17 protein-coding genes are annotated in these 19904 nt (G+C 65.0%); 12 read left to right on the top strand and 5 right to left on the bottom strand.

Annotated features, from left to right (window positions below):
• Positions 1–42 precede the first annotated feature (42 nt).
• The 3 genes from HBH1_RS06600 (at position 43) to HBH1_RS06590 (ending at position 4698) form a co-directional block, all read left to right on the top strand.
• Complete coding sequence (locus HBH1_RS06600) at positions 43–1122, top strand: hypothetical protein (RefSeq protein ID WP_102662071.1); 1080 nt, start codon at positions 43–45, stop codon at positions 1120–1122.
• Positions 1119–2813 (top strand): single-stranded-DNA-specific exonuclease RecJ, encoded by a 1695-nt coding sequence (recJ, locus tag HBH1_RS06595; protein ID WP_102662070.1) that lies wholly within the window; start codon positions 1119–1121, stop codon positions 2811–2813. The genes HBH1_RS06600 and recJ overlap by 4 nt, the downstream gene beginning before the upstream one ends.
• 202 nt (positions 2814–3015) lie before the next feature.
• Positions 3016–4698 carry a diguanylate cyclase domain-containing protein gene (locus tag HBH1_RS06590; protein WP_304441876.1) on the top strand — a complete coding sequence of 561 codons (1683 nt, stop codon included), beginning with the start codon at positions 3016–3018 and terminating at the stop codon, positions 4696–4698.
• Here HBH1_RS06590 and HBH1_RS06585 read toward each other — a convergent pair.
• Together HBH1_RS06585 and HBH1_RS06580 are read right to left on the bottom strand one after the other, a co-directional pair.
• Complete coding sequence (locus HBH1_RS06585; RefSeq protein ID WP_102662068.1) at positions 4640–5365, bottom strand: hypothetical protein; 726 nt, start codon at positions 5363–5365, stop codon at positions 4640–4642. The two genes, HBH1_RS06590 and HBH1_RS06585, sit on opposite strands and share 59 nt — an antisense overlap.
• Before the next feature lie 84 nt (positions 5366–5449).
• Entirely contained in the window at positions 5450–7405 is a 1956-nt protein-coding gene (locus tag HBH1_RS06580) for a PhoX family protein (RefSeq protein ID WP_102662067.1), read from the bottom strand.
• A 177-nt stretch (positions 7406–7582) separates the two neighbouring features.
• Between HBH1_RS06580 and prfB the strand changes: the two genes are divergently transcribed.
• The 6 genes from prfB (at position 7583) to HBH1_RS06550 (ending at position 13876) form a co-directional block, all read left to right on the top strand.
• A protein-coding gene (prfB, locus tag HBH1_RS06575; RefSeq protein WP_102662115.1) for a peptide chain release factor 2 occupies positions 7583–8687 on the top strand; the annotation gives its coding sequence in 2 pieces (ribosomal slippage) (positions 7583–7663 and positions 7665–8687; 1104 coding nt in all).
• 74 nt (positions 8688–8761) lie between these two features.
• Positions 8762–10303, top strand: a complete 1542-nt coding sequence (lysS, locus tag HBH1_RS06570) for a lysine--tRNA ligase (protein WP_102662066.1) — start codon at positions 8762–8764, stop codon at positions 10301–10303.
• 342 nt (positions 10304–10645) lie between these two features.
• Entirely contained in the window at positions 10646–11317 is a 672-nt protein-coding gene (locus HBH1_RS06565) for a glycine zipper 2TM domain-containing protein (RefSeq protein ID WP_102662065.1), read from the top strand.
• Between the two features lie 436 nt (positions 11318–11753).
• Entirely contained in the window at positions 11754–12665 is a 912-nt protein-coding gene (locus HBH1_RS06560; protein ID WP_102662064.1) for an alpha/beta hydrolase, read from the top strand.
• Between the two features lie 155 nt (positions 12666–12820).
• The gene (locus tag HBH1_RS06555) at positions 12821–13303 is read left to right on the top strand and encodes a DUF4118 domain-containing protein (protein WP_233207544.1); all 483 of its coding nucleotides are present in this window, start codon (positions 12821–12823) and stop codon (positions 13301–13303) included.
• Between the two features lie 138 nt (positions 13304–13441).
• Positions 13442–13876 (top strand): response regulator, encoded by a 435-nt coding sequence (locus tag HBH1_RS06550; protein ID WP_102662062.1) that lies wholly within the window; start codon positions 13442–13444, stop codon positions 13874–13876.
• A gap of 4 nt (positions 13877–13880) precedes the next feature.
• On the opposite strand, the gene HBH1_RS06545 is transcribed toward HBH1_RS06550, so the two are convergent.
• Complete coding sequence (locus HBH1_RS06545; protein WP_199181534.1) at positions 13881–15359, bottom strand: MocR-like pyridoxine biosynthesis transcription factor PdxR; 1479 nt, start codon at positions 15357–15359, stop codon at positions 13881–13883.
• Between the two features lie 59 nt (positions 15360–15418).
• Here HBH1_RS06545 and HBH1_RS06540 point away from each other — a divergent pair, with 59 nt between their 5' ends.
• A complete protein-coding gene (locus HBH1_RS06540; RefSeq protein ID WP_233207543.1) occupies positions 15419–16231 on the top strand; it encodes a GNAT family N-acetyltransferase in 813 nt (270 codons plus the stop codon).
• 9 nt (positions 16232–16240) lie between these two features.
• On the opposite strand, the gene HBH1_RS06535 is transcribed toward HBH1_RS06540, so the two are convergent.
• Entirely contained in the window at positions 16241–17149 is a 909-nt protein-coding gene (locus tag HBH1_RS06535; RefSeq protein WP_102662060.1) for a LysR family transcriptional regulator, read from the bottom strand.
• A gap of 228 nt (positions 17150–17377) precedes the next feature.
• Between HBH1_RS06535 and argC the strand changes: the two genes are divergently transcribed.
• Both argC and HBH1_RS06525 read left to right on the top strand, forming a co-directional pair.
• Positions 17378–18310 (top strand): N-acetyl-gamma-glutamyl-phosphate reductase, encoded by a 933-nt coding sequence (gene argC, locus HBH1_RS06530; RefSeq protein WP_102662059.1) that lies wholly within the window; start codon positions 17378–17380, stop codon positions 18308–18310.
• Between the two features lie 228 nt (positions 18311–18538).
• On the top strand, positions 18539–18766 hold the full coding sequence (locus HBH1_RS06525; protein WP_102662058.1) for a hypothetical protein: 228 nt from the start codon (positions 18539–18541) through the stop codon (positions 18764–18766).
• Between the two features lie 79 nt (positions 18767–18845).
• Here the strand turns inward: HBH1_RS06525 and HBH1_RS06520 are convergent, their stop codons facing one another.
• Positions 18846–19856: a TRAP transporter substrate-binding protein gene (locus HBH1_RS06520; protein WP_369878602.1), complete on the bottom strand. Its 1011-nt coding sequence runs from the start codon at positions 19854–19856 to the stop codon at positions 18846–18848.
• Between the last annotated feature and the right edge of the window lie 48 nt (positions 19857–19904).

Raw genomic sequence — 19904 nt, 5'->3', positions numbered from 1 at the left:
CGCCCAGGCCAAGCGGCCCGCCAGCCGCTAAAATAGCGCCCCATGAATCAACTCGACATCCTCGTTCCCTTCGCCCTGCCCCCGGCCGAGCTGGCCCGGGACCTGCTGCGCCAGAGCAAGGCGCCCGCCCTGGCCATGCTGCTGGGCCGTGGCAAGGCGGCGCCGCTGCAGTCGCACGACCCGTTTTCGCGGGCATTGCCGCATGAACACTGGCTGGCCCGCCGCTTCGGCTTGCCGCCGGCCCCGCAGGATTCCAGCCCCGCTGCGGCCGCCGCATTGATGCAGGGCCTGGGCCACAGACCCGCCGCCGGCCACTGGTTCGTGCTGCACCCGGCGCACATCCACGTGGCCCGCGACCACCTGGTGCTGACCGACATCGGCCAGCTGCAACTGGAAGAGGAAGAATCGCAACGCCTGTTCGCCGCCGCCCTGCCGCTGTTTACCGAGATCGGCCATGAACTGGTGTATGGCGACGCCCGCACCTGGTTCATCCGCGCCGACGCCTGGGCTGGCCTGCGCACCTCTACACCGAGCGCCGCCAGCGGCCGCAACGTCGACATCTGGATGCCGGAAGGCCCGGGTGAACTGGCCTGGCGCAAGCTGCAGAACGAAGTGCAGATGCAGTGGTTCGCCGAGGCACTCAACGAACAGCGCGAAATGCGTGGCCAGAAGGCCATCAACTCCATCTGGATCTGGGGCGGCGCCGATGCCGGTGCCAGCGCGCAGCATAGCTATGGCGCCCGCTTCGGCCTGCGCGGCTGGATGCGCGCCTTCGGCGATGGCGCGCTGGCCGGCCAGGCCCATGCCAATGCGCATGCCCATACCAATGAGAGCCAGGTGAACGACATCCTGCGCGGGGACGGACACCGCCTGCTGGTACTGGATGCCCTGGCCGAAGCAGCCCTGGCCGAGGAATGGGGCCTGTGGCTGCAGCACCTGGAACACCTCGACCGCGAATGGTTGGCGCCGCTGCTGGTGGCGCTGCGGGCCGATACGCTGGGGGCCGTGAACCTGGTCCTGACCGGGTCTGACCGCCTGGTCGAGGTTGCGGTCACCCGTGGCGCCTTGCGGCGCTTCTGGCGCAAGCCCTCGCTGGCGCTGCTGGCGGAGCGTTGCACATGATCCGCGTCGCCACCCGCCCCTATCATCCCGGCCAGGCCGACCAACTCATCGCCGAAGGCGTCCACCCGGTCCTGGCGCGGGTCTACGCGGCACGCGGCCTGTCCACCGCGCGCGAACTGGCCAGCGAACTCAATGCGCTGTTCCCGCCCGCCGGCCTGCTCCACATCGACGCTGCCGCCAGCTACCTGGCCGACGCCATTGCCGCCGGCAAGAAGCTGGTCATCGTGGCCGACTATGACTGCGACGGCGCCACCGCCTGCGCGGTCGGCCTGCGCGGGCTGCGCCTGCTGGGCGCGCAGGTGGACTACATCGTGCCGAACCGCTTCGAATACGGTTACGGGCTCACCCCCGAAATCGTCGAGCTGACGGTGCGCGAAAAGAACCCCGACATCATCGTCACCGTCGACAACGGCATCGCCAGCATCGACGGCGTGGCCGAGGCCAAGCGGCGCGGCATCGACGTGGTGGTGACCGATCACCACCTGCCCGGCGATGCCCTGCCGGACGCGCGCGTGATCGTCAACCCGAACCAGCCGCAATGCGGCTTCCCCAGCAAGAACCTGGCTGGCGTGGGCGTGATGTTCTACGTGCTGCTGGCGCTGCGCGCCGAGATGCGCAAACGCGGCCTCTTCGATGCCCAGACCCAGCCGCGCCTGGACACCCTGCTGGACCTGGTGGCCCTGGGCACCGTGGCCGACGTGGTCAAGCTGGACGCCAACAACCGCATCCTGGTGGCCCAGGGCTTGAAGCGCATGCGCAGCGGCAAGATGCATCCGGGCATTGCCGCACTGTTTCGTGCGGCCGGGCGCGAAGCCCGCCGCGCCACGCCCTTCGACCTGGGCTTTGCCGTGGGGCCGCGCCTGAACGCGGCAGGCCGCCTGGCCGACATGGCACTGGGCATCGAATGCCTGACCACCGACGACGAAGGCCGGGCCTGGGCGATCGCCCAGCAACTGGACGCCATCAACCGCGAGCGGCGCGACATCGAAGCCGGCATGCAGGACACCGCCCTCTTGCTGCTGGACGACTTCAACCCGGCCGATCGCCGCACCATTGCTGTTTTCGATGCCTCCTGGCACCAGGGCGTGATCGGCATCGTGGCCTCGCGCCTGAAGGACAAGTTCTATCGACCCACCATCACCTTCGCGCCCGGCGACGAAGGTTTCATCAAGGGCTCAGGCCGGTCGATTGCGGGCTTCCACCTGCGCGACGCGCTGGACCTGGTGTCCAAGCACGCACCTTCGGTGATGACCAAGTTCGGCGGCCACGCCATGGCGGCCGGCCTGACCCTCCATGCCGAGGCCTTCGACGCCTTTGCCGAAGCCTTCGAGGCCGTCGGCCGCGACTGGCTCACGCAGAACCAGCTGGAGCGTGTCATCGAGACCGATGGCGTGCTGGAGGATGCCTATTATTCGGTGGAATTCATCAGCCTGATGGACCAGCAGGTCTGGGGCCAGGGCTTTGCGCCACCGGTCTTCTGCGATCACTTCCGGGTGCTCAACCAACGCATCCTCAAGGAGAAGCACCTCAAGCTGCAACTGGAGAAAAACGGCCGCAAGTACGACGCCATCTGGTTCGGCCACACCGACGCTTTGCCCGACCACGCCCAGGTGGCGTTCCGGCTGGATGCCAACGAGTACAACGGCAAGACCATCGTGCAACTGATGGTCGAACACGCCGAGCCAGCCTGATCGTCTCGCCCCTGCCCCAATGGGCGCAAAGCCTTGCCCCGCAAGGATTGCAGCAGGGAAACAGGACATCAAGAAGGGAACAAAAAAAAGCCAACATTGTGGCGTTGCAGTGGCACAATGTTGGCTTGGAGCGACTTTCAGCCTGCCAAACTGAAGGCAGCTAGAGACCGCTCCAGACAATAACAACAAGACCAACCCGATGATGATCAAGCGCATTCACTGCAGCCTGGTGACCCGTCTCACCCTGTTCGGACTCTTGCTGATTCTGGTGAGTGCGGTCTTGCGCTACAACATCCTGATCGGCTTCCTCGAAAAGGAGCAGGCCCAGGTCGCCGCCGACCAGCAAAGCACCATTGCCAGCTACCTGGCGCAGGACATCGGCTATCGCGTGCAGGAGCGTGCCAGCTATCTGGAACGCCTGGCCAGCCACTTTCCCAGCGCACTGTTGGGCGACCGCGCCGCCATGCGCAGCTGGCTGCAGGATCACCAGCAACTGCTTCCGCTGTTCGCACAGGGCCTGTTCGTGGCCGACGGCAATGGCACCATCGTGGTCGACTACCCGACCCTGGATGGCCGGCGCGCGCTATCCCTGACCAACTACCCCGATTACGAGCGCGTGCTGCAGGGTGCGACCGTTCTGTGTCCGCCCCTGAACAGCCCTGCCAGCGGCAAACCCATCATCGCCATGCTCACGCCGCTGCGCGACGCCAGCGGCCGCATCGTGGGCGTGCTGGGCGGTAGCAGCGAACTCAATGCACCGGGCTTCCTGGACCATCTGCAACAGGCGCGGCTGGGACCGACCGGCAGTTTCCTGCTGGTGTCGCCGCAGCAGAAGATGATCATCGCCTCCAGCGACGAGGCCCTGGTATTGACCCAGCTGCCGTCGGCGGGCCGGGACGAATTGATGGACCAGGCCCTGGCGGGCTACCGGGGCAATGGCGTGGGCATCGCGGCCAATGGCGTCAACGAGATCAAGGCCTTTGCCTCGGTGCCGGGCACGCCCTGGCTGGTGGCGGTGACCATGCCGCTGGCCGCGGCCCTGCCCACGGTAGAGCGCACCCGCGCCCTGATCGCACGCGGTGGCGTGATACAGGGAGTCATGGTCGTGTTGCTGCTGGTGCTGGCTTATCTGTGGTTCTTCCGCCCGCTGCGACGGGCTGCCGCCCTGGCCGACCGCATGACGCGCGGCGAGCTGCCACTGTCGCCGCTGCCGGTCGAACGACGCGATGAGGTAGGCCACCTGACCATGGCCTTCAATGGCCTGCTCTCGCGGCTCAAGCTGCACCAGGCCGAACTGCAGCATCAGGCCCACCACGATGTACTCACCGGCCTGCCCAACCGCATGAAGCTGGCCGAGCGCATGGAGGCCGCGCTCACCCATGCCTGCCGCGAACGCAACGGCGTAGCCCTGCTGTTCCTGGATCTGGACGGCTTCAAACCGATCAACGACACCCTCGGCCACAAGGCCGGCGACCTGGTGCTGCAGGAGGTCACCCGGCGCCTGCACCAGGTGGCAAGGCACGGCGATACGCTGGCGCGGATGGGAGGCGATGAATTCGTGCTGCTGGTCACCGATCTCGGCGAGCCGTATGAACATGGCGCCCAGGTGCTGGCCGAAAAGTGCATCAAGGCGGTCTCCGAACCCCTGCACCTGGCGCAGGGCGAGTACCGGCTCGGGGTCTCGGTGGGGATTGCGGTCTGCGACGGCAGTTGCGACGCCGACAGCCTGCTGCAGGCCGCCGACAAGGCCATGTATGCCGCCAAGGGCAATGGCCGCGGCTGCTACGTGATCGCGCCGGCGCGCGCGAGCGGCACGGGGACGGACCTCAGCGCACCGGGAGGAACTGCAGGAACGACCCGCCCAGCAGGTTCTGCACATAGCTGATGCCAGCCCGGCGATAGCGCTCGGTGCTGAATTCGGCCATCAGGTCCAGGCGTCCGACGATCTTGCCGAACTCCCGCTCGAAACTGAGGTTGCGCACGTCTCCGCCGATTTCGTCGGAGAGCAGCAACGGCGCACCGCTAGCGTTGCGCCGGCTGGCCAGCACCCAGGCGGCGATTTCAACGTTGCGGGCGGCGTTGTAGAGATGCTGGGCATCCAGCCCGTCGACCAGGAAGAACTCGATCTTGTTGCCATGGGCGACGATGATCATGTCGGCGGTGGCATCGATGAAGGCCGCTACCCTATCCCCCTTGAAGTCCGGCGCCAAGGCCAGTGTCATGGCGGCGATGTCGCGCTTGCCCTGCAGTTCCGGCCAGGGCTGGCGCTGTTCGATGGCGTCACGCACCTTCTTTTCGGCCTCTTCCCGGGTGGTCGCGGTCTTCTTCCATTCGACCGGATTGCGCCGATACAGCTTGGACATCAGCAGATACAGGCTATCCAGATTGGCGCGCATGGCCAGGGTGGCCACGCGATTGCTGTCGGACTGGCCCATCTCGCGCGAGCTGGCCTCGGCCCCCTTGACCTGGCCGTGCGGCGCGGGAGAGCTGGCGCAGGCCGCCAGCAAGGCGGCACAGGGAAGCAACAGGGGAAGCAGCGTTGTTCTTGTCATCGGCGGGCAGGACGAAACGAGCTGATAGGACCGATCCTAGCAGATTGCGTTCCGCGCCGGCCCGCCGCGACGGCGGACTCGGCCTCAGCTCCTGGCCGAGTACGGCAGACCGGTCAGGTAACCGACAGTGGCGCCGAAGCGGTCCTTGTAGTTGGCCCGCACCAGCGCATCGAGCTTGTCCTTGACCTTGTCGTGCAAGCCCTTCTCCCAGTCACCGGCGTGCTGGAAGTTGCTCATGACATAGGTCCAGCCATTGATTTCATCGACCGCATGCAGGCCGGTCGATTCGGCCCCTGCCGGGCAGGACAGCACGCGGGTGAGCGCCTTGGTATCGACGTTGTAGGCCCACAGGAAGTTGTTGACGTGCATGCCGCTGTCTTCGCCGATGAACAGCGTGCGCAGCTTCTCGGAGAATTTGATGTTGTCCGGATTGGCGATGTGTTCCTGATCGGCCAGGTTGCCCAGGACATCCGGGGTCTTCAGGTCCACGCCCACCAGCGCGGCCGGCGGGGCCATGTCGATGGCCACCCATTCGCTGTCGATCACATTGCCGCCGGCGTCGCGCTGGCCGCCGCGCAGGTTCAGCGCATACACGGCGCCGGCCTTGGGGCCTTCCACCTTGATGTGGCCGGAGCCATTGAGCATCGAGGTCTGGACATAGGACATGGCCGAATAGGCGATCTTGTCGCGGGCATTGACGGTGGTGCCTTCCATCTTGGTGAACCCCAGGCTGCCACCGGCCAGGGCGGCGTAGCGGTGGGTTTCCAGGAAGGCGGCAGCCTTCTGCATGCCCGGCTTGACGCGCACCCAGTTGAACTTGCCGTTGAAGGGAATCCTGGAGAAGGAGCCATCAGCCGGGTCGGTGGTGCGGATATCCATGATGTCGGAAGCCTTGTAGCGCTCCGCCATGGCCTTGACTTCGGCGCTGGTGGCGCTGCCCAGGCGTACCCAGGACAGCTTGCCGGCACCCGGACCGACGCCCGAGACCTGCTCCCAGCGCGCCACATAGAGCGTGCCGGAGGACAGGTCGGCGGCGCGATCGGCGATGAACATGAACAGACCGCCGTTGGTGGCATCGTCGCCCATCAGGACGGTGCGCTGATCCGGCATGACCTGCACCAGTTCGTGCGAGATGCGCCCCAGGCAGTAGTGCTTCTTGATGGAACCGGTGCCGTCCGGGTTGACCGTCACTTCCGGCAGATGGCCGTAGTGGTAGGGATTGGCGCGGTTTTCATCACCGTACAGGTTCTTGCTGAAGGCCTTGAATTGCGGGTTGGAGGCGATGGCCGAGGCGTCCGGTTCATATTCTTCCGACGACAGGTGCGTATTCCAGGGCGACAGGCTGGCGCCGCAGGTGATCCACAGGCCGTTGACCTGGGAGGTGTCGACGTTGTGGTACTGCACCAGCGACAGCTTGCCCGAGGACGGGTCCTGGTCCAGCGTGAGCACGGCGATGGGCGAAGGCAGCTGGCCATACATGGCAGCCTGCTTCTGGTCGCGGGTGGTGTATTCGAATTGCACCACGGCAAACACCGCATTGCCCTTCACGCCAGGCACCTTGGCGCCCTGCACGGTCAGCAGCGAAGAACCGTCCGGGCAGTCCGAGAAGAACTGGCGCTCACGGCCCGCCACCGAGCGGTCGATGATGGGCTGATTGTTGATGTCCAGGTAACCGCCGGCCAGGATGCTGCCACCACGGCCGTCCGGCACCATGTCGCCGGTCATGAAGAAGGGCTGGTAGGCCAACTTGTAGCTTTGCTTGCTGCCATCGGCGAAGCTGACTTCCAGGGCCGAACCGACAGTGGTGGAAGCCATGGCGGCCGGATTGTCCAGGGTGGGTGCCGGCATGCCGGTAAAACGCGCCGAGGCGAAGGGCTTGCCGGCGCCGGGCGTGGCGCAGGCCGCCAGCAGGGCCGAAGCCGACAGACCACCGGCCAGGGGCAACAGTGGGGCCGAGGCAAAGGCCTTGAGCAGGCTGCGGCGACCGGCTTGCGGCTGGTCGACGCTGGAAGGGAGGGACGTGGCGGCAGGCTGTCTCATCGAAGATTCTCCGGTAGGGGCTGGCAGGTATCGGGCAGCGCCGTGCGCCACCGTCAGGTTTTTGTCAGTAAAACAAGCGCGCCGATGGTAGCGAGCGAAAATGACAGGCGCGTGACGGGGATGAAACTCCCCTGCTCCTCTTGTATAATGTGAGGTTTGATCGCAAAAGAACCCATCATGGAAGCAGAACGCCTCAATTCCCTCCAATCCCTGCTCGACGACCTGGCCACCCGCGCCACCGAGCTACGGAGGTATCTTTGACTTCGATGTGAAGTCGGAGAAGCTCGAACAAGTCAACGCCGAACTGGAAGACCCCAACGTCTGGAACGACCAGAAGCGGGCCCAGGACCTCGGCAAGGAAAAGAAATCGCTGGAAGCGATCGTCCACACCCTCATCAAGATCGACAGCGAGTTGAACGATGCCCGCGACCTCTTCGAGATGGCACGCGAGGAAAAGGACGAGGACACCATCGTCGCCATCGAGGCCGATGCCGAGAACCTGAAGAAGCTGGTGGAGGAGATGGAATTCCGCCGCATGTTCAGCGGCCCCATGGACGCCAACAACTGCTTCATCGACATCCAGGCCGGCGCCGGCGGTACCGAAGCCCAGGACTGGGCCTCCATGCTGCTGCGCCAGTATCTGCGCTATTGCGAGCGCAAGGGCTTCAAGGCCGAGATCATGGAACAGTCCGACGGTGAAGTGGCCGGCATCAAGACCGCCACCATCAAGGTCGAGGGCGACTACGCCTATGGCTTCCTGCGTACCGAGACCGGCGTGCACCGCCTGGTGCGCAAGTCGCCGTTCGACTCGTCCAATGGCCGCCACACCTCGTTCTCCAGCCTGTTCGTCTACCCTGAGGTGGATGAATCCTTCGAGATCGAGATCAACCCGGCCGACGTGCGCGTCGATACCTACCGCGCCTCCGGCGCCGGTGGTCAGCACATCAACAAGACCGACTCCGCCGTGCGCCTGACGCACGCCCCGTCGGGCATCGTCGTGCAATGCCAGAACGACCGCAGCCAGCACCGCAACCGGGCCGAAGCCTGGGACATGCTGCGCGCCAAGCTGTTCGAACTGGAACTGCGCAAGCGCATGAGCGAGCAGCAGAAGCTGGAAGACTCCAAGACCGACGTCGGCTGGGGCCACCAGATCCGCTCCTATGTGCTGGACCAGTCCCGCATCAAGGACCTGCGCACCAACTTCGAAACCGGCAACACCAAGGCCGTGCTCGATGGCGACATCGACGACTTCATCGCAGCCTCGCTGAAACAGGGCGTCTGATCCACGCCGGCCGCGCAGTCCTTGCGCGGCCGGTTGCCGACTGAGCTACCGTTCAAACCTCAAGAATTCCAACCATGACCACGCAAAACACCCCCGCCGCCCAGCCGGCAGCCGACGAGAACAGCATCATCGCCGAGCGCCGCGCCAAGCTGGCCGCCATCCGCGAGCAGGGCGTCGCCTTCCCCAACGATTTCCGCCCGGCCAACAATGCCGCGGACCTGCACGCGCAATACGACGGCTTCGAGAACGAAGCGCTGGAAGCCGAACCGGTGACCGTCACCGTGGCCGGCCGCATGATGTTGAAGCGGGTCATGGGCAAGGCGGCCTTCGCCACCCTGCAGGATGCCTCTGGCCTGCGCGCCGATGGCCGCATCCAGCTCTACGTGACCCGTGACGTCACCGGCGAAGAAGCCATGGCCGCCTTCAAGCACTACGACCTGGGCGACATCCTGGGCGCCGAAGGCACGCTGTTCAAGACCAAGACCGGTGAGCTGTCGGTCAAGGTCACCAGGCTCAAGCTGATCACCAAGTCGCTGCGCCCGCTGCCCGACAAGTTCCACGGCCTGGCCGACCAGGAAATGAAGTACCGCCAGCGCTACGTGGACCTGATCATGAGCGAGGAAACCCGCCGCACCTTCAAGGCCCGTACCGCCGCGATGTCGTCGATCCGCCGCTTCATGGAAACCAACGGTTTCATGGAAGTGGAAACCCCGATGCTGCACCCGATCCCGGGCGGCGCCGCGGCCAAGCCCTTCATCACCCACCACAACGCGCTGGACATGCAGATGTTCATGCGCATCGCCCCCGAGCTGTACTTGAAGCGCCTGGTGGTGGGCGGTTTCGAGCGCGTCTTCGAGATCAACCGCAACTTCCGCAACGAAGGCGTCTCGCCGCGTCACAACCCTGAATTCACCATGATGGAGTTCTACGCCGCCTACGTGGATTACCAGTGGCTGATGGGCTTCACCGAACAGGTGATCCGCCAGGCCGCCATCGACGCCCACGGCACCGCCGTGCTGACCTACCAGGGCCGCGAGCTGGACCTGTCCAAGCCCTTCGACCGCCTGACCATCACCGGCGCCATCCTCAAGTACGCACCGAACTACACGGCCGAGCAACTGGCCGACATCGACTTCCTGCGCACCGAACTGAAGAAGTTCGGCGTCAAGACCGACCAGGCCCCGCTGGCCGGCGCCGGCATCGGCGCGCTGCAACTGGCGCTGTTCGAAGAGACCGCCGAGTCGCAGCTGTGGAACCCGACCTACATCATCGACTACCCGGTCGAAGTCTCGCCGCTGGCGCGCGCATCGGACACGGTGGCCGGCATTACCGAGCGCTTCGAACTGTTCATCACCGGTCGTGAAATTGCGAACGGTTTTTCCGAGTTGAACGACGCCGAAGACCAGGCCGCCCGCTTCCAGGCCCAGGTGGCCGCCAAGGATGCCGGCGACGAGGAAGCCATGTACTACGACGCCGACTACATCCGCGCCCTGGAATACGGCATGCCCCCGGCCGGCGGTTGCGGCATCGGCATCGACCGCCTGATGATGCTGATCACCGATTCGCCCAATATCCGTGACGTGATCCTGTTCCCGCACCTGCGTCGCGAAGACTGATCGCCGAGGATTGAAGCCTGCAGGCTGACAGCCCCGCATTGACGTCCAGGGGACGGCGACATCGCCGTCCCCTTTCCATTTCTGCCTCGCAGGCATCCTGCCCGCCTGCTGCTGCCGCACTCCCCCGGCTTGCTCCCCTCCCCCGCGCCCATCTTCCCTTTGAGCTGCGCTCCTGTGTGGCGCGATGGCTGTTGTCATCCCGCAAACCCGCCTCCCGGGCCGTTTTTGCCACATTACAAGTTTTTACAACTGACACAGAATCGGGATTTTTTTTGGCCGATGACCACTCCATAATCCAGTCATCCAATCTTCAACGACAACAGAACAACTAGAGAGGTCATCATGGAAACCAACAACACACAACCCCTGAATTCCGGCAACAACGCCGTCGCCAAGACATCCTCCGGCCGCCTGCATCCGCTGATGGCCGGCGCTGCCGTGGCCGTGATCCTGGTCAGTCTCATCGGAGTGGCCGCCATGACCGGCCTGCTGCCCAACTCCAAGAGCGAGAATTCCCCGCAGCAACTGGCGGCGCTGGATCAGAACGCGCAAGCCCCCGGCGCCCCCGCCAATGCCCTGAGCGCGCAGCAGCAAGCCCAGCGCGCCCCGTCCTATCAACCGCAGCAATCGGCCTACCCGACCCAGGCTGCAGCGCCTGCAGTACAGCGCGCCCCGGCGATCTGCAATAGCTGCGGTGAAGTGGTCGGCGTGCGCGCCGTGCGCCATGCCGCCCCCACCAGCGGCGTCGGCATCGCCGGTGGTGCCGTGGTCGGCGGCCTGCTGGGCAACCAGATCGGCGGCGGTACCGGTCGTACCCTGGCCACCATCGCCGGTGCGGTCGGCGGTGGCTATGCGGGCAATGAAGTGGAAAAGAACGTGCGCGCCACCACCAGCTATGTGGTCGACGTGCGCATGGAAAACGGCAAGACCCGCAGCTTCCCGCAGAGCAATGAAAACTGGCGCGTCGGCGACCAGGTGCGCGTGGTCAACGGCCATCTGGAAGGTCGCGGCTGATCCGACTCCCCTACCCTCGTCTCATCAGCCAGCCCTTCGCACTCCGGTGCGAGGGGCTTTTTCTTGTCGGTCAAAACCTGCACTTTCGTACATTTGCCAACTATTGTTGCCTATTGGAAAATAATAGTGAACCAAAAGACAGGTGTTGTGCACCAACAGCAGTGTTATGACGTTATCGTGTCATGATTCGGAAATATTCCTGCCGGTTGGCAAGACCTGCCTCCCCTCAGCCGGCGCAGTATGAATGTTCTTGATAAACGCTGGAAACATTTGGCGCCGGCAGTTAGACTTCCGCAAAAACTTGCCGCCAGGATGGCAGCGGAATTGGTACTCGGGACACAGAACGCGACAAGCGTCGGCCCGCTTACTCGTAATGAACGGGGGGCGAACGATTCGCCAAGACGCGCCAGACCGGCGCGAATGCGTTTGAAGATTTATGGACTCACAGTCATCCACCGACAGCAGCACGCTGGTCTCCGAGGCCCGCAACGATGACCGCCACGGCGGTCCCCACAAGGATCATGCGGTCATCCTGCTGCATGGCCTGTGCGGTTCCCAGCTCGAAATGGGCTCGATCCCCAAGCAGCTCAAGAAAGCCGGCTGCACCGTCATCCCGCTGACCATCGACAACTACTCCGCCGCGCTGACCAATCCGCGCGTCTCACCCGACTGGGAAGCCTGGTGCGCCGTGGTCGAAAGCCGCGTGGCCCGGCTCAAGGAAGAATTCCGGACCGTCTCGCTGTGCGGCCTTTCCATGGGCGCCACGCTGGCCCTGGCGGTAGCCGCCCGCAGCAAGGACCTGCTTTCGGTGGTGCTGCTCTCACCGGTGCTGCAATACGACGGCTGGTCGGTGCCCTGGTACTGGAAGCTGTTGACCGTGGTCTATGACATGGGCTTTCGCAACTGGTCCTACAAGGAAAGCGAACCCTACGGCATCAAGAACTACGAGATGCGCCGCCGCGTCGCCGCCGCCCTGGAAAAGGATGGCGTGGCCGCCGTCGGCGCCGCCGCCATCCCTGCCCGCCACCTGCGCGCCGCGCTGCGCATGATCGCCTTCGTGCGCAAATCGCTGCCGCTGGTGCGTACCGACACCCTGATCATCCATTCCATCGACGACGAAACCGCTTCCCCGCGCAATGCCGAGGTGATCCTGCAGCACATCAATGCCGAGGTCCGCAAGGTGATCTGGCTGGGCGACTGTTATCACATCATCACCGTGGACAACGAGCGCGAAATCGTGACCAACGAGACCGTGATGTTCATCAAGCGCAGCATCGAGATCCACGGCAACGAACTGAGCCGCAAGTACCTGGGCCATTCCTCGCCGCTCAAGGATCGCCGTCACTAGCCTGCTGCGCCGATACAACAGGGCCGATCATGGAATGCCGTAAAAAAACAGTCCTGGTCAGCCTTTTGAAAGACTGGATTCTTAACATGAGCATATTGCGCGAGCGCGCAATGTAAACGAAGATGGACACGACGCGCCACCCTGCCAAAGCCCTCATGAGCCTGATCAAATTGAAGAACGCCAAGAGCTGGCGTCCGCAAGGCTTCCGCCCGCTGTATGTCAGCGCGTTCGGATTCGTTGCGGCCTTCGGCTTGCGCTATGCACTGGCGCCCTTCGTGGACGAGGCGCTGTCGATGGTGTTCTTCGCCGTCAACTGCATCGTCATGAGCTACCTGTTCGGCTGCGTGTATTCGCTGGGATTGCTGTCCATCAGCATCCCCACGGCCATGTTCTTCTTCCGCAAGCCCTTCTATACGATGGATGGCCTCAACGACAAGGACGTCTTCATGATCCTGGTCTACACCATCATCGTGGTGACCGCCTCGGTGATCATCGAATGGCTGCAGCGCGAGCGTTATGCAGCCGTGCTGCAACAGCGCGTATCGGAAACCCGCTACCGCCTGCTGATCGAGTCCGACCAGGCGCGCCGTGCCGAATACAGTCGCCAGTTCGAGAGCAGCGCCAGCGAACAGGCCTGACGGACGGCTCCATCGGCCTGATCATGCCTCAGGCCTGCGCTGTCCACGCAAGCCGGCATCAGGAAGCCCCTGATATCCACGGTCGCCGGCCCCTCCTAAGATGAGCCCATACCAGCACATCCCGCCAAGGAGGCCGCCATGTCCCTGACCCATCACCTGCCCCGCATCCTCGTCATCGATGCCGACCTCGATGCCATCGAAATGGCCCGCTTCGCGCTCTGGCGCAACCATCTGCCCTGCCAGTTCGAATGGTTCGACGATGCCGAACTGGCCAATGCCTCCCTGCTCACGCAAGCCCTGTGCCGTGCCCGCGACCTGCCTACGCTGATCCTGCTGGACCCGCGCAGCTTCCCCGGCACCGAAGGCTACGAGCTGCTGCGCACGCTGTGTGTGTACCAGACGCTGGCGCACATCCCCCTGGTCTTGTTTACCGCCGCACCCTTGTCCAGCGATTTCGCCCGCGAACAGGACGGCCGCATCTGGTACGCCGCCAAGCCGCAACGTGCCACCGATTACATGGAGCTGGTCACCCAGTGCGTGCAGCAACGTCTGCATCAGCCAGAACCGTTCTGACCACCTATCCCTTGCCGGCGCGGCGCAACACCTGCGCCAGGCGCCGGATCAGCGGCGCAAACTGCTCCGAAGAGGTATTGCCATACCCGATCACCAGGCCATTGCTGGCAGCCTGGCGCGGCTGTGCCGAAAACGACGACAAGGCCCCCACATTCATCCCCGCCGCCCGCGCCGCCGTGCTGACGGCGGTATCCTGCCAGTCCAGCGGCAAGCGCACCGTCAGGTGCAGACCGCTATCGCCGCCCCATACCTCATACCCGGGCAGATGTGCCTGCAAGGCCTCGCGCAGCGCCTGCTGACGTTCGCGATAGAGCCGCCGCATGCGGCCCAGATGACGCGCGAACTGGCCGCCGGCCATGAATTCGGCCAACGCCAGCTGCTCCAGCCGATGCCCACCGCGCAGCAACTCCGCCAGTGCCGGCCAGGCCCCCGCACCCGCCGATTGCGGCAGCACCAGGAAACCGATGCGCAGCCCCGGGAACAAGGTCTTGCTGAAGGTGCCCACATACAATACGGGTGCATCCGGCACCAACCCCTGCATGGCGGGCACCGGGTGGCCGCGGTGCCGGAACTCGCTGTCGTAGTCGTCCTCGATGATCCAGGCCCCGCACTCGCGTGCCCGCGTGATCAGTTCCAGACGGCGCGGCAAGGACAGCACCGCACCGGTGGGATATTGATGGGATGGCGTCACATGCACCAGCCGCGGCGGGCTGCGCCAGGCCCGCGCAGGGATGACGATGCCCTCGCCATCGACCGGCATCGACCGGATCTTCAGGTCGCCGGCATGGAAGGCCGCACGTACCCCGCCATAGCCCGGGTCTTCCAGCCAGGCGCGCTCGCCGGGGTTGGCGAACAAGCGCACACACAAGGACAAGGCCCCCTGCGCGCCCTCGGTCAGCACCACCTGGGCCGCCTCGCAGCGCACACCCCGCGCCACCCGCAGATATTGCGCAATGGCCTCGCGCAGGGCCGGCTCGCCCAGCGGATCGCCATACGCCAGCGCCATCGGCCCGGCCCGCTTCAGGGACCGCTCCTGGGCGCGCAGCCAGGCATTGAGCGGAAAACGGTTCAGCGCCGGCATACCCGGCGTGAGCGGCAGGGTCCGGTCTCCGGCGTCGCGCGTGGGCGTCATGGTCGACACGCGGCGCGACTGGCGTGTGCTGTCCGGGCGAGATGGCTGGACGAACCGGGTCGCCGCCCCCGCCAGCGCAGCCACGCGGGTCCCCTGGCGATCGGCGCGGGCATAGCCTTCGGCCACCAGTTGTTCGTACACCGCCAGCACGGTATTGCGCGCCACCTGCAACTCCGCGCACAGGCTGCGGGTGGCAGGCAGGCGACTGCCCGGCGGCAGCTGTCCATCGAGGATGGCGCGCTTGAAGCGGGCCAGCAGCTGCTGCTGGCGTGAGCCCGCGGCAGCGTCCAGGTCCAATGGCGTGCTCAGCAGGGAAACGGAAGATGTCGTCGTCACAGTCATTGCAGTCATTGCAGTCATCACGGTCGGGTTTCGTGGCCCCATCAAAAGTGCAGGTATTGGCACTTCTGATGATGCCACGAAAGCGCTATCGTGCAGCTTCTCTCGCCCACCTGGATGCCAACGTGAACCACTCCACCGCCACCCGCCGCAACGAATACCAGCAAGACATCGGCCCCGCCCTGCCCGACTGGCAGGCGCGCCCTCGGCCGTCAGTACAGACCCTGCAGGGCCGCTACTGCCGACTGGAACGCATCGATCTCGGCCGCCACGGGGCAGCACTGTATGCCGCCTTCGCCGAGGCCGCCGATGGCCGCGACTGGACCTACATGATGAGCGGCCCCTTCCCGGATGAGGCCAGCTACCTGCACCAGGCCGAACTGATGCAGGCCAGCCAGGACCCGCTGCATTACGTAGTGATCGACCAGGCCACTGGACGGGCCCTGGGCAGCATGGCCCTGATGCGCATCGAACCGGCGCACGGCGTGATCGAGGTCGGCCACATCGCCTTCTCGCCGCGGCTCAAGCGCAGCCGCGTGGCCACCGAGGCGCACTACCTGCTGATGCGCCATGTCTTCGAAGACCTCGGTTATCGCCGCTACGAATGGAAGTGCGACAGCCTCAATGGCCCTTCGCGCCGGGCGGCGCAGCGGCTGGGCTTCTGCTTCGAGGGCATCTTCCGGCAAGCGGTGGTGTATCGCGGGCGCAGTCGCGATACCGCATGGTTCTCCATCATCAATGGCCAGTGGCCGCAGCTGCGACAGGCTTTCCAATGCTGGCTGCAGCCCGACAATTTCGATAGCGAGAGCCGGCAACGGCAGGCATTGTCGACACTGACTGCACCCGCTACACCGACCACACCCACGGCCCCCTCAGAGGACTGACACCACCCATCAGGAGCGCGCACTGAGCTGCTTGAGCTCCCACAGCGCCTCCAGTACGTGGCGCGTAGCCGGTTCCGGCGGGCCGGCGCGATGGGCGATGCCCAACGGCCGCCATAGCGCCGGGCGCAGCGGGCGCATCACGATGCGCGGGTCCGGCGGCACGGCACGGCCCTGGGCACCGGCTTCGTGCGGCAGCAGGGTGGCGCCATACCCGGCCGCCACCAGGCTCTTGATGGCATCGTTGAAATTGAGTTCGATGCGCGGCAAAGGATGCTCCCCACCGCTGGCGAACCATTCCGTGGTCAGGCGCGAGAGCCGTGTCTCGGGCGCATTCAGGATCAGCGGCTGCGCCGCCAGCCAGGCCGGCGTCACCACCCGCGGCACCTGCCACGCCGCCGGCAGGAAGGCCATCACCGGGTCGCGCCGCCAGGGCTTGACCGTCAGGCCGCCGACCGGGGCCTGCGGCAGGGCCACCAGGCCGATGTCCAGCGTCCCTTCCACCAGTTGCGCCAGCGTCTCCTGCGAGGTCAGGATGCGCACCTGCACATCGATGCCCGGATGCTGCTGCCCCAGACGTTCCAGCACCTGCGGCAACAGATAGGCAATGGCGCCGGTGGAGGCTCCCAGGCGCACCCGTCCGGCCAGGCCCTGCACCTGCCGCTGCACTTCTTCCAGCGCCTGATCGGCCGCCGCCAGCAACTGCCGCGCCCGCGCCACCAGCGTGGCGCCGATGCCCGATGGCCGCACCTGGCTGCGCTGGCGCAGCAACAAGGGCGCGCCGATGCGCGCTTCCAGTTCGCTGATGTGCAGGCTCACCGTGGGCGGCGCCAGGTTCAGGGTGCGCGCCGCAGCGGCGAAGGAACCCAGGTCGGCGATGGCGACCAGGGTACGCAGACGATCCAGGTTGAGTTCACGCATGGAATGGCTCCGGCATCAGCAACGACAGTGGAAACAGCAACAGGAACGAATACCGCATCTTCAGTAAAACTGAACGATCTCTTTGTGATATTCAACTTTTCCAATTATACGTTTTGTCGCACCATGCAAGGCATCGGCATTCCCGCGCCATGCCAGGGCCAGGGCGAAGTCCCTCGCCACCGCTTCCATCCGGGCGCGCCCACTGCTTGCAGCTGACCGGAGTACACCATGAGCAACCCTCCTCTGATCTTCATCGACGGCGACCAAGGCACCACCGGTCTCCTGATCCACGAACGCCTGCGCGACCGCAAGGACCTGCGCATCCTGACCCTGCCGGCGGCCGAGCGCAAGGATGCGCAGCGGCGCGCAGAAGCCATCAACAGCGCCGACATCGCCCTGTTGTGCCTGCCCGACGCTGCGGCCCGCGAAGCCGTGGCGCTGATCGAGAACCCCCGCGTGCGCGTCATCGATGCCAGCTCGGCCCATCGCACCAGCCCGGGCTGGGTGTATGGCTTCCCCGAGATGACGCCGGAACAGCCCCAGGCCATTGCCAACGCCCACCGCATCAGCAACCCCGGTTGCTATCCGACCGGCGCCATCGCGCTGCTGCGCCCGCTGGTACAAGCCGGACTGGTACCGGCCGACTACCCGCTGAGCATCCACGCCGTCTCCGGTTACTCCGGTGGCGGTCGGCCGCAGGTAGAGCAATATGAAGGACCGGAAGCCGCCAGCGCCGCGCCCTTCGTGCTGTACGGCCTGGGCCTGCAGCACAAGCATCCACCGGAAATGCAGCTGCACGCCGGATTGACGCAACGGCCGATCTTCCTGCCCGCCTATGGCGCCTTCCGCCAGGGCATCGTGCTCTCCATCGCACTGCAGACCCGCCTGCTACCGGCCGGCTCCAGCCTGGAGTCGCTGCGCGCCGCACTGCAGCGCCACTACGCCGGGGCGCGCCATGTCAAGGTACTGGATGCCGAGCAGAGTGCCGCCACGGCCCAGCTTGATCCGACCCGCCACAACGGCAGCAATGACATGACCCTGGGCGTATTCGGCAACCCGGCCGAAGGCCACATCCTGCTGTGCGCGGTCTTTGACAACCTGGGCAAGGGGGCATCGGGCGCCGCCGTACAGAACCTGGACCTGCTGCTGGCAGCCGCCTGACTCGCGTATCGATGCGGCGTGCGGTCCCGGCCAACAAGGCCGGAGGCGGGACGCGATTCCCCACGAGCGCCCCGCCCTCGCCGCATCACTCGTAAAACGGTTTAAAGGCCTGATCTGCTGCAAGGCAGGATTGGTCAGGCTGTGGCATCATTCGTGACTTGATTCGCCACCACAGACTGCAGGCGTCGGCTCCCCCTAAGTTCGGCTGCCGCCCCGCTTCAAAGCAAGATGTCCACCACTCTAGGCGCAATAGCGTGCAAGTATCTCGACGCCACCATCAAGCTGACCCCGGTATTACGTACTGACGGCAAGTGGACGGCGTTCGTCCATATCGACTTCCCGGATCGCACCACCCACGAATTCGGCGACTTCAAGCCAGGCAACTCCAAGATGGAAGCCTTGCAGAATGCCGTCACGGCTGCCGAGAACTACGTCGTCACCCGCAAGAAGAAATAGGCTGGCCAGAATATCCGCTCCCCCATGCAAAACGGCCTGCATCGCTGCAGGCCGTGGCGGTACATCCCGAGCCGACGGATCAGTTGATCTTGACGCCGGCAGCTTCGCTTTCCTTGTAGATCGCATCGATCAGGTCCTGCCCCACCCGTGAGGCCATGCTCTTGTGCACCGGCAGCAGTGCGCGGCGCCATTCGGCCTTCTCCTGTTCGGAAAGGGTGTAGACCTTGGTCTTGCCGCTGGCCTTGATGGCGGCCAGGGCATCGTCGTTTTCCTTCTGGGCGATGGTGTTGGCGTAGACCGTGGCTTCCTTCATGGCCCCTTCGAGCTGGCCGCGCACATCGGCCGGCAGGGCCTCCCAGAACTTCTTGTTGACGATCACGGCGTAACCGATATACCCGTGATCGGACACGGTCAGGTTGGACTGCACCTCATGCATCTTCTGGGTGTAGACATTGGAGGGCGTGTTCTCGCTGCCATCCACCACCCCGGTCTGCATGGCTTGGTACACCTCGGAAAACGCCAGCACCTGCGGATTGGCCTTCAATGCGCGGAACTGCTCGTCCAACACCTTGGAAGACTGGATGCGCATCTTCAGCGCCCGGAAGTCCGCCACCTTGTGCAGCGGCCGGTTGGCCGTCATCACCTTCATGCCGTTATCCCAGTAGGCCAGGCCCTTGATGCCCTTGCTTTCCAGCTTCTGGAACAGGCCCTGCCCGATCGGCCCCTCGGTCACGCGCTTCAACACTTCCTTGTTGGGGAAGATATAGGGCAGGTCGAACACCTCGAACTCCTTGGCCCCCAGCGGCCCGAACTTGGCCAGGGAAGGCGCCAGCATCTGCACCGAACCCAGCTGCAGCGCCTCCAGCTCTTCCTTGTCCTTGTAGAGGGTGCTGTTGGGATAGACCTCGACCTTGACGCGCCCATGGGTCGCCTTCTCGGCCAGTTCCTTGAAGCGTTCCGCGCCCTTGCCCTTGGGCGTGTCGTTGGCCACCACGTGGCTGAACTTGATGACGATGGTCTGTTGCGCCAGTGCCGCCGTGGTCGACAAGGTCAGCGTGGCGAAGGCGCAGGCGGTCAGTGCCGCCCGCATTGTGATGATGGTCATGCGTGTCTCCTCCGGGTGAAGCCGGGGGCCGAT

Origin of the sequence: Herbaspirillum sp. BH-1 (assembly GCF_002870055.1) — a bacterium.
Classification (GTDB): Bacteria; Pseudomonadota; Gammaproteobacteria; order Burkholderiales; family Burkholderiaceae_D; genus Herbaspirillum; species Herbaspirillum frisingense.
Note: the sequence above shows the minus strand (reverse complement) of the source record. Positions and strands in the feature narration are given on the sequence as shown.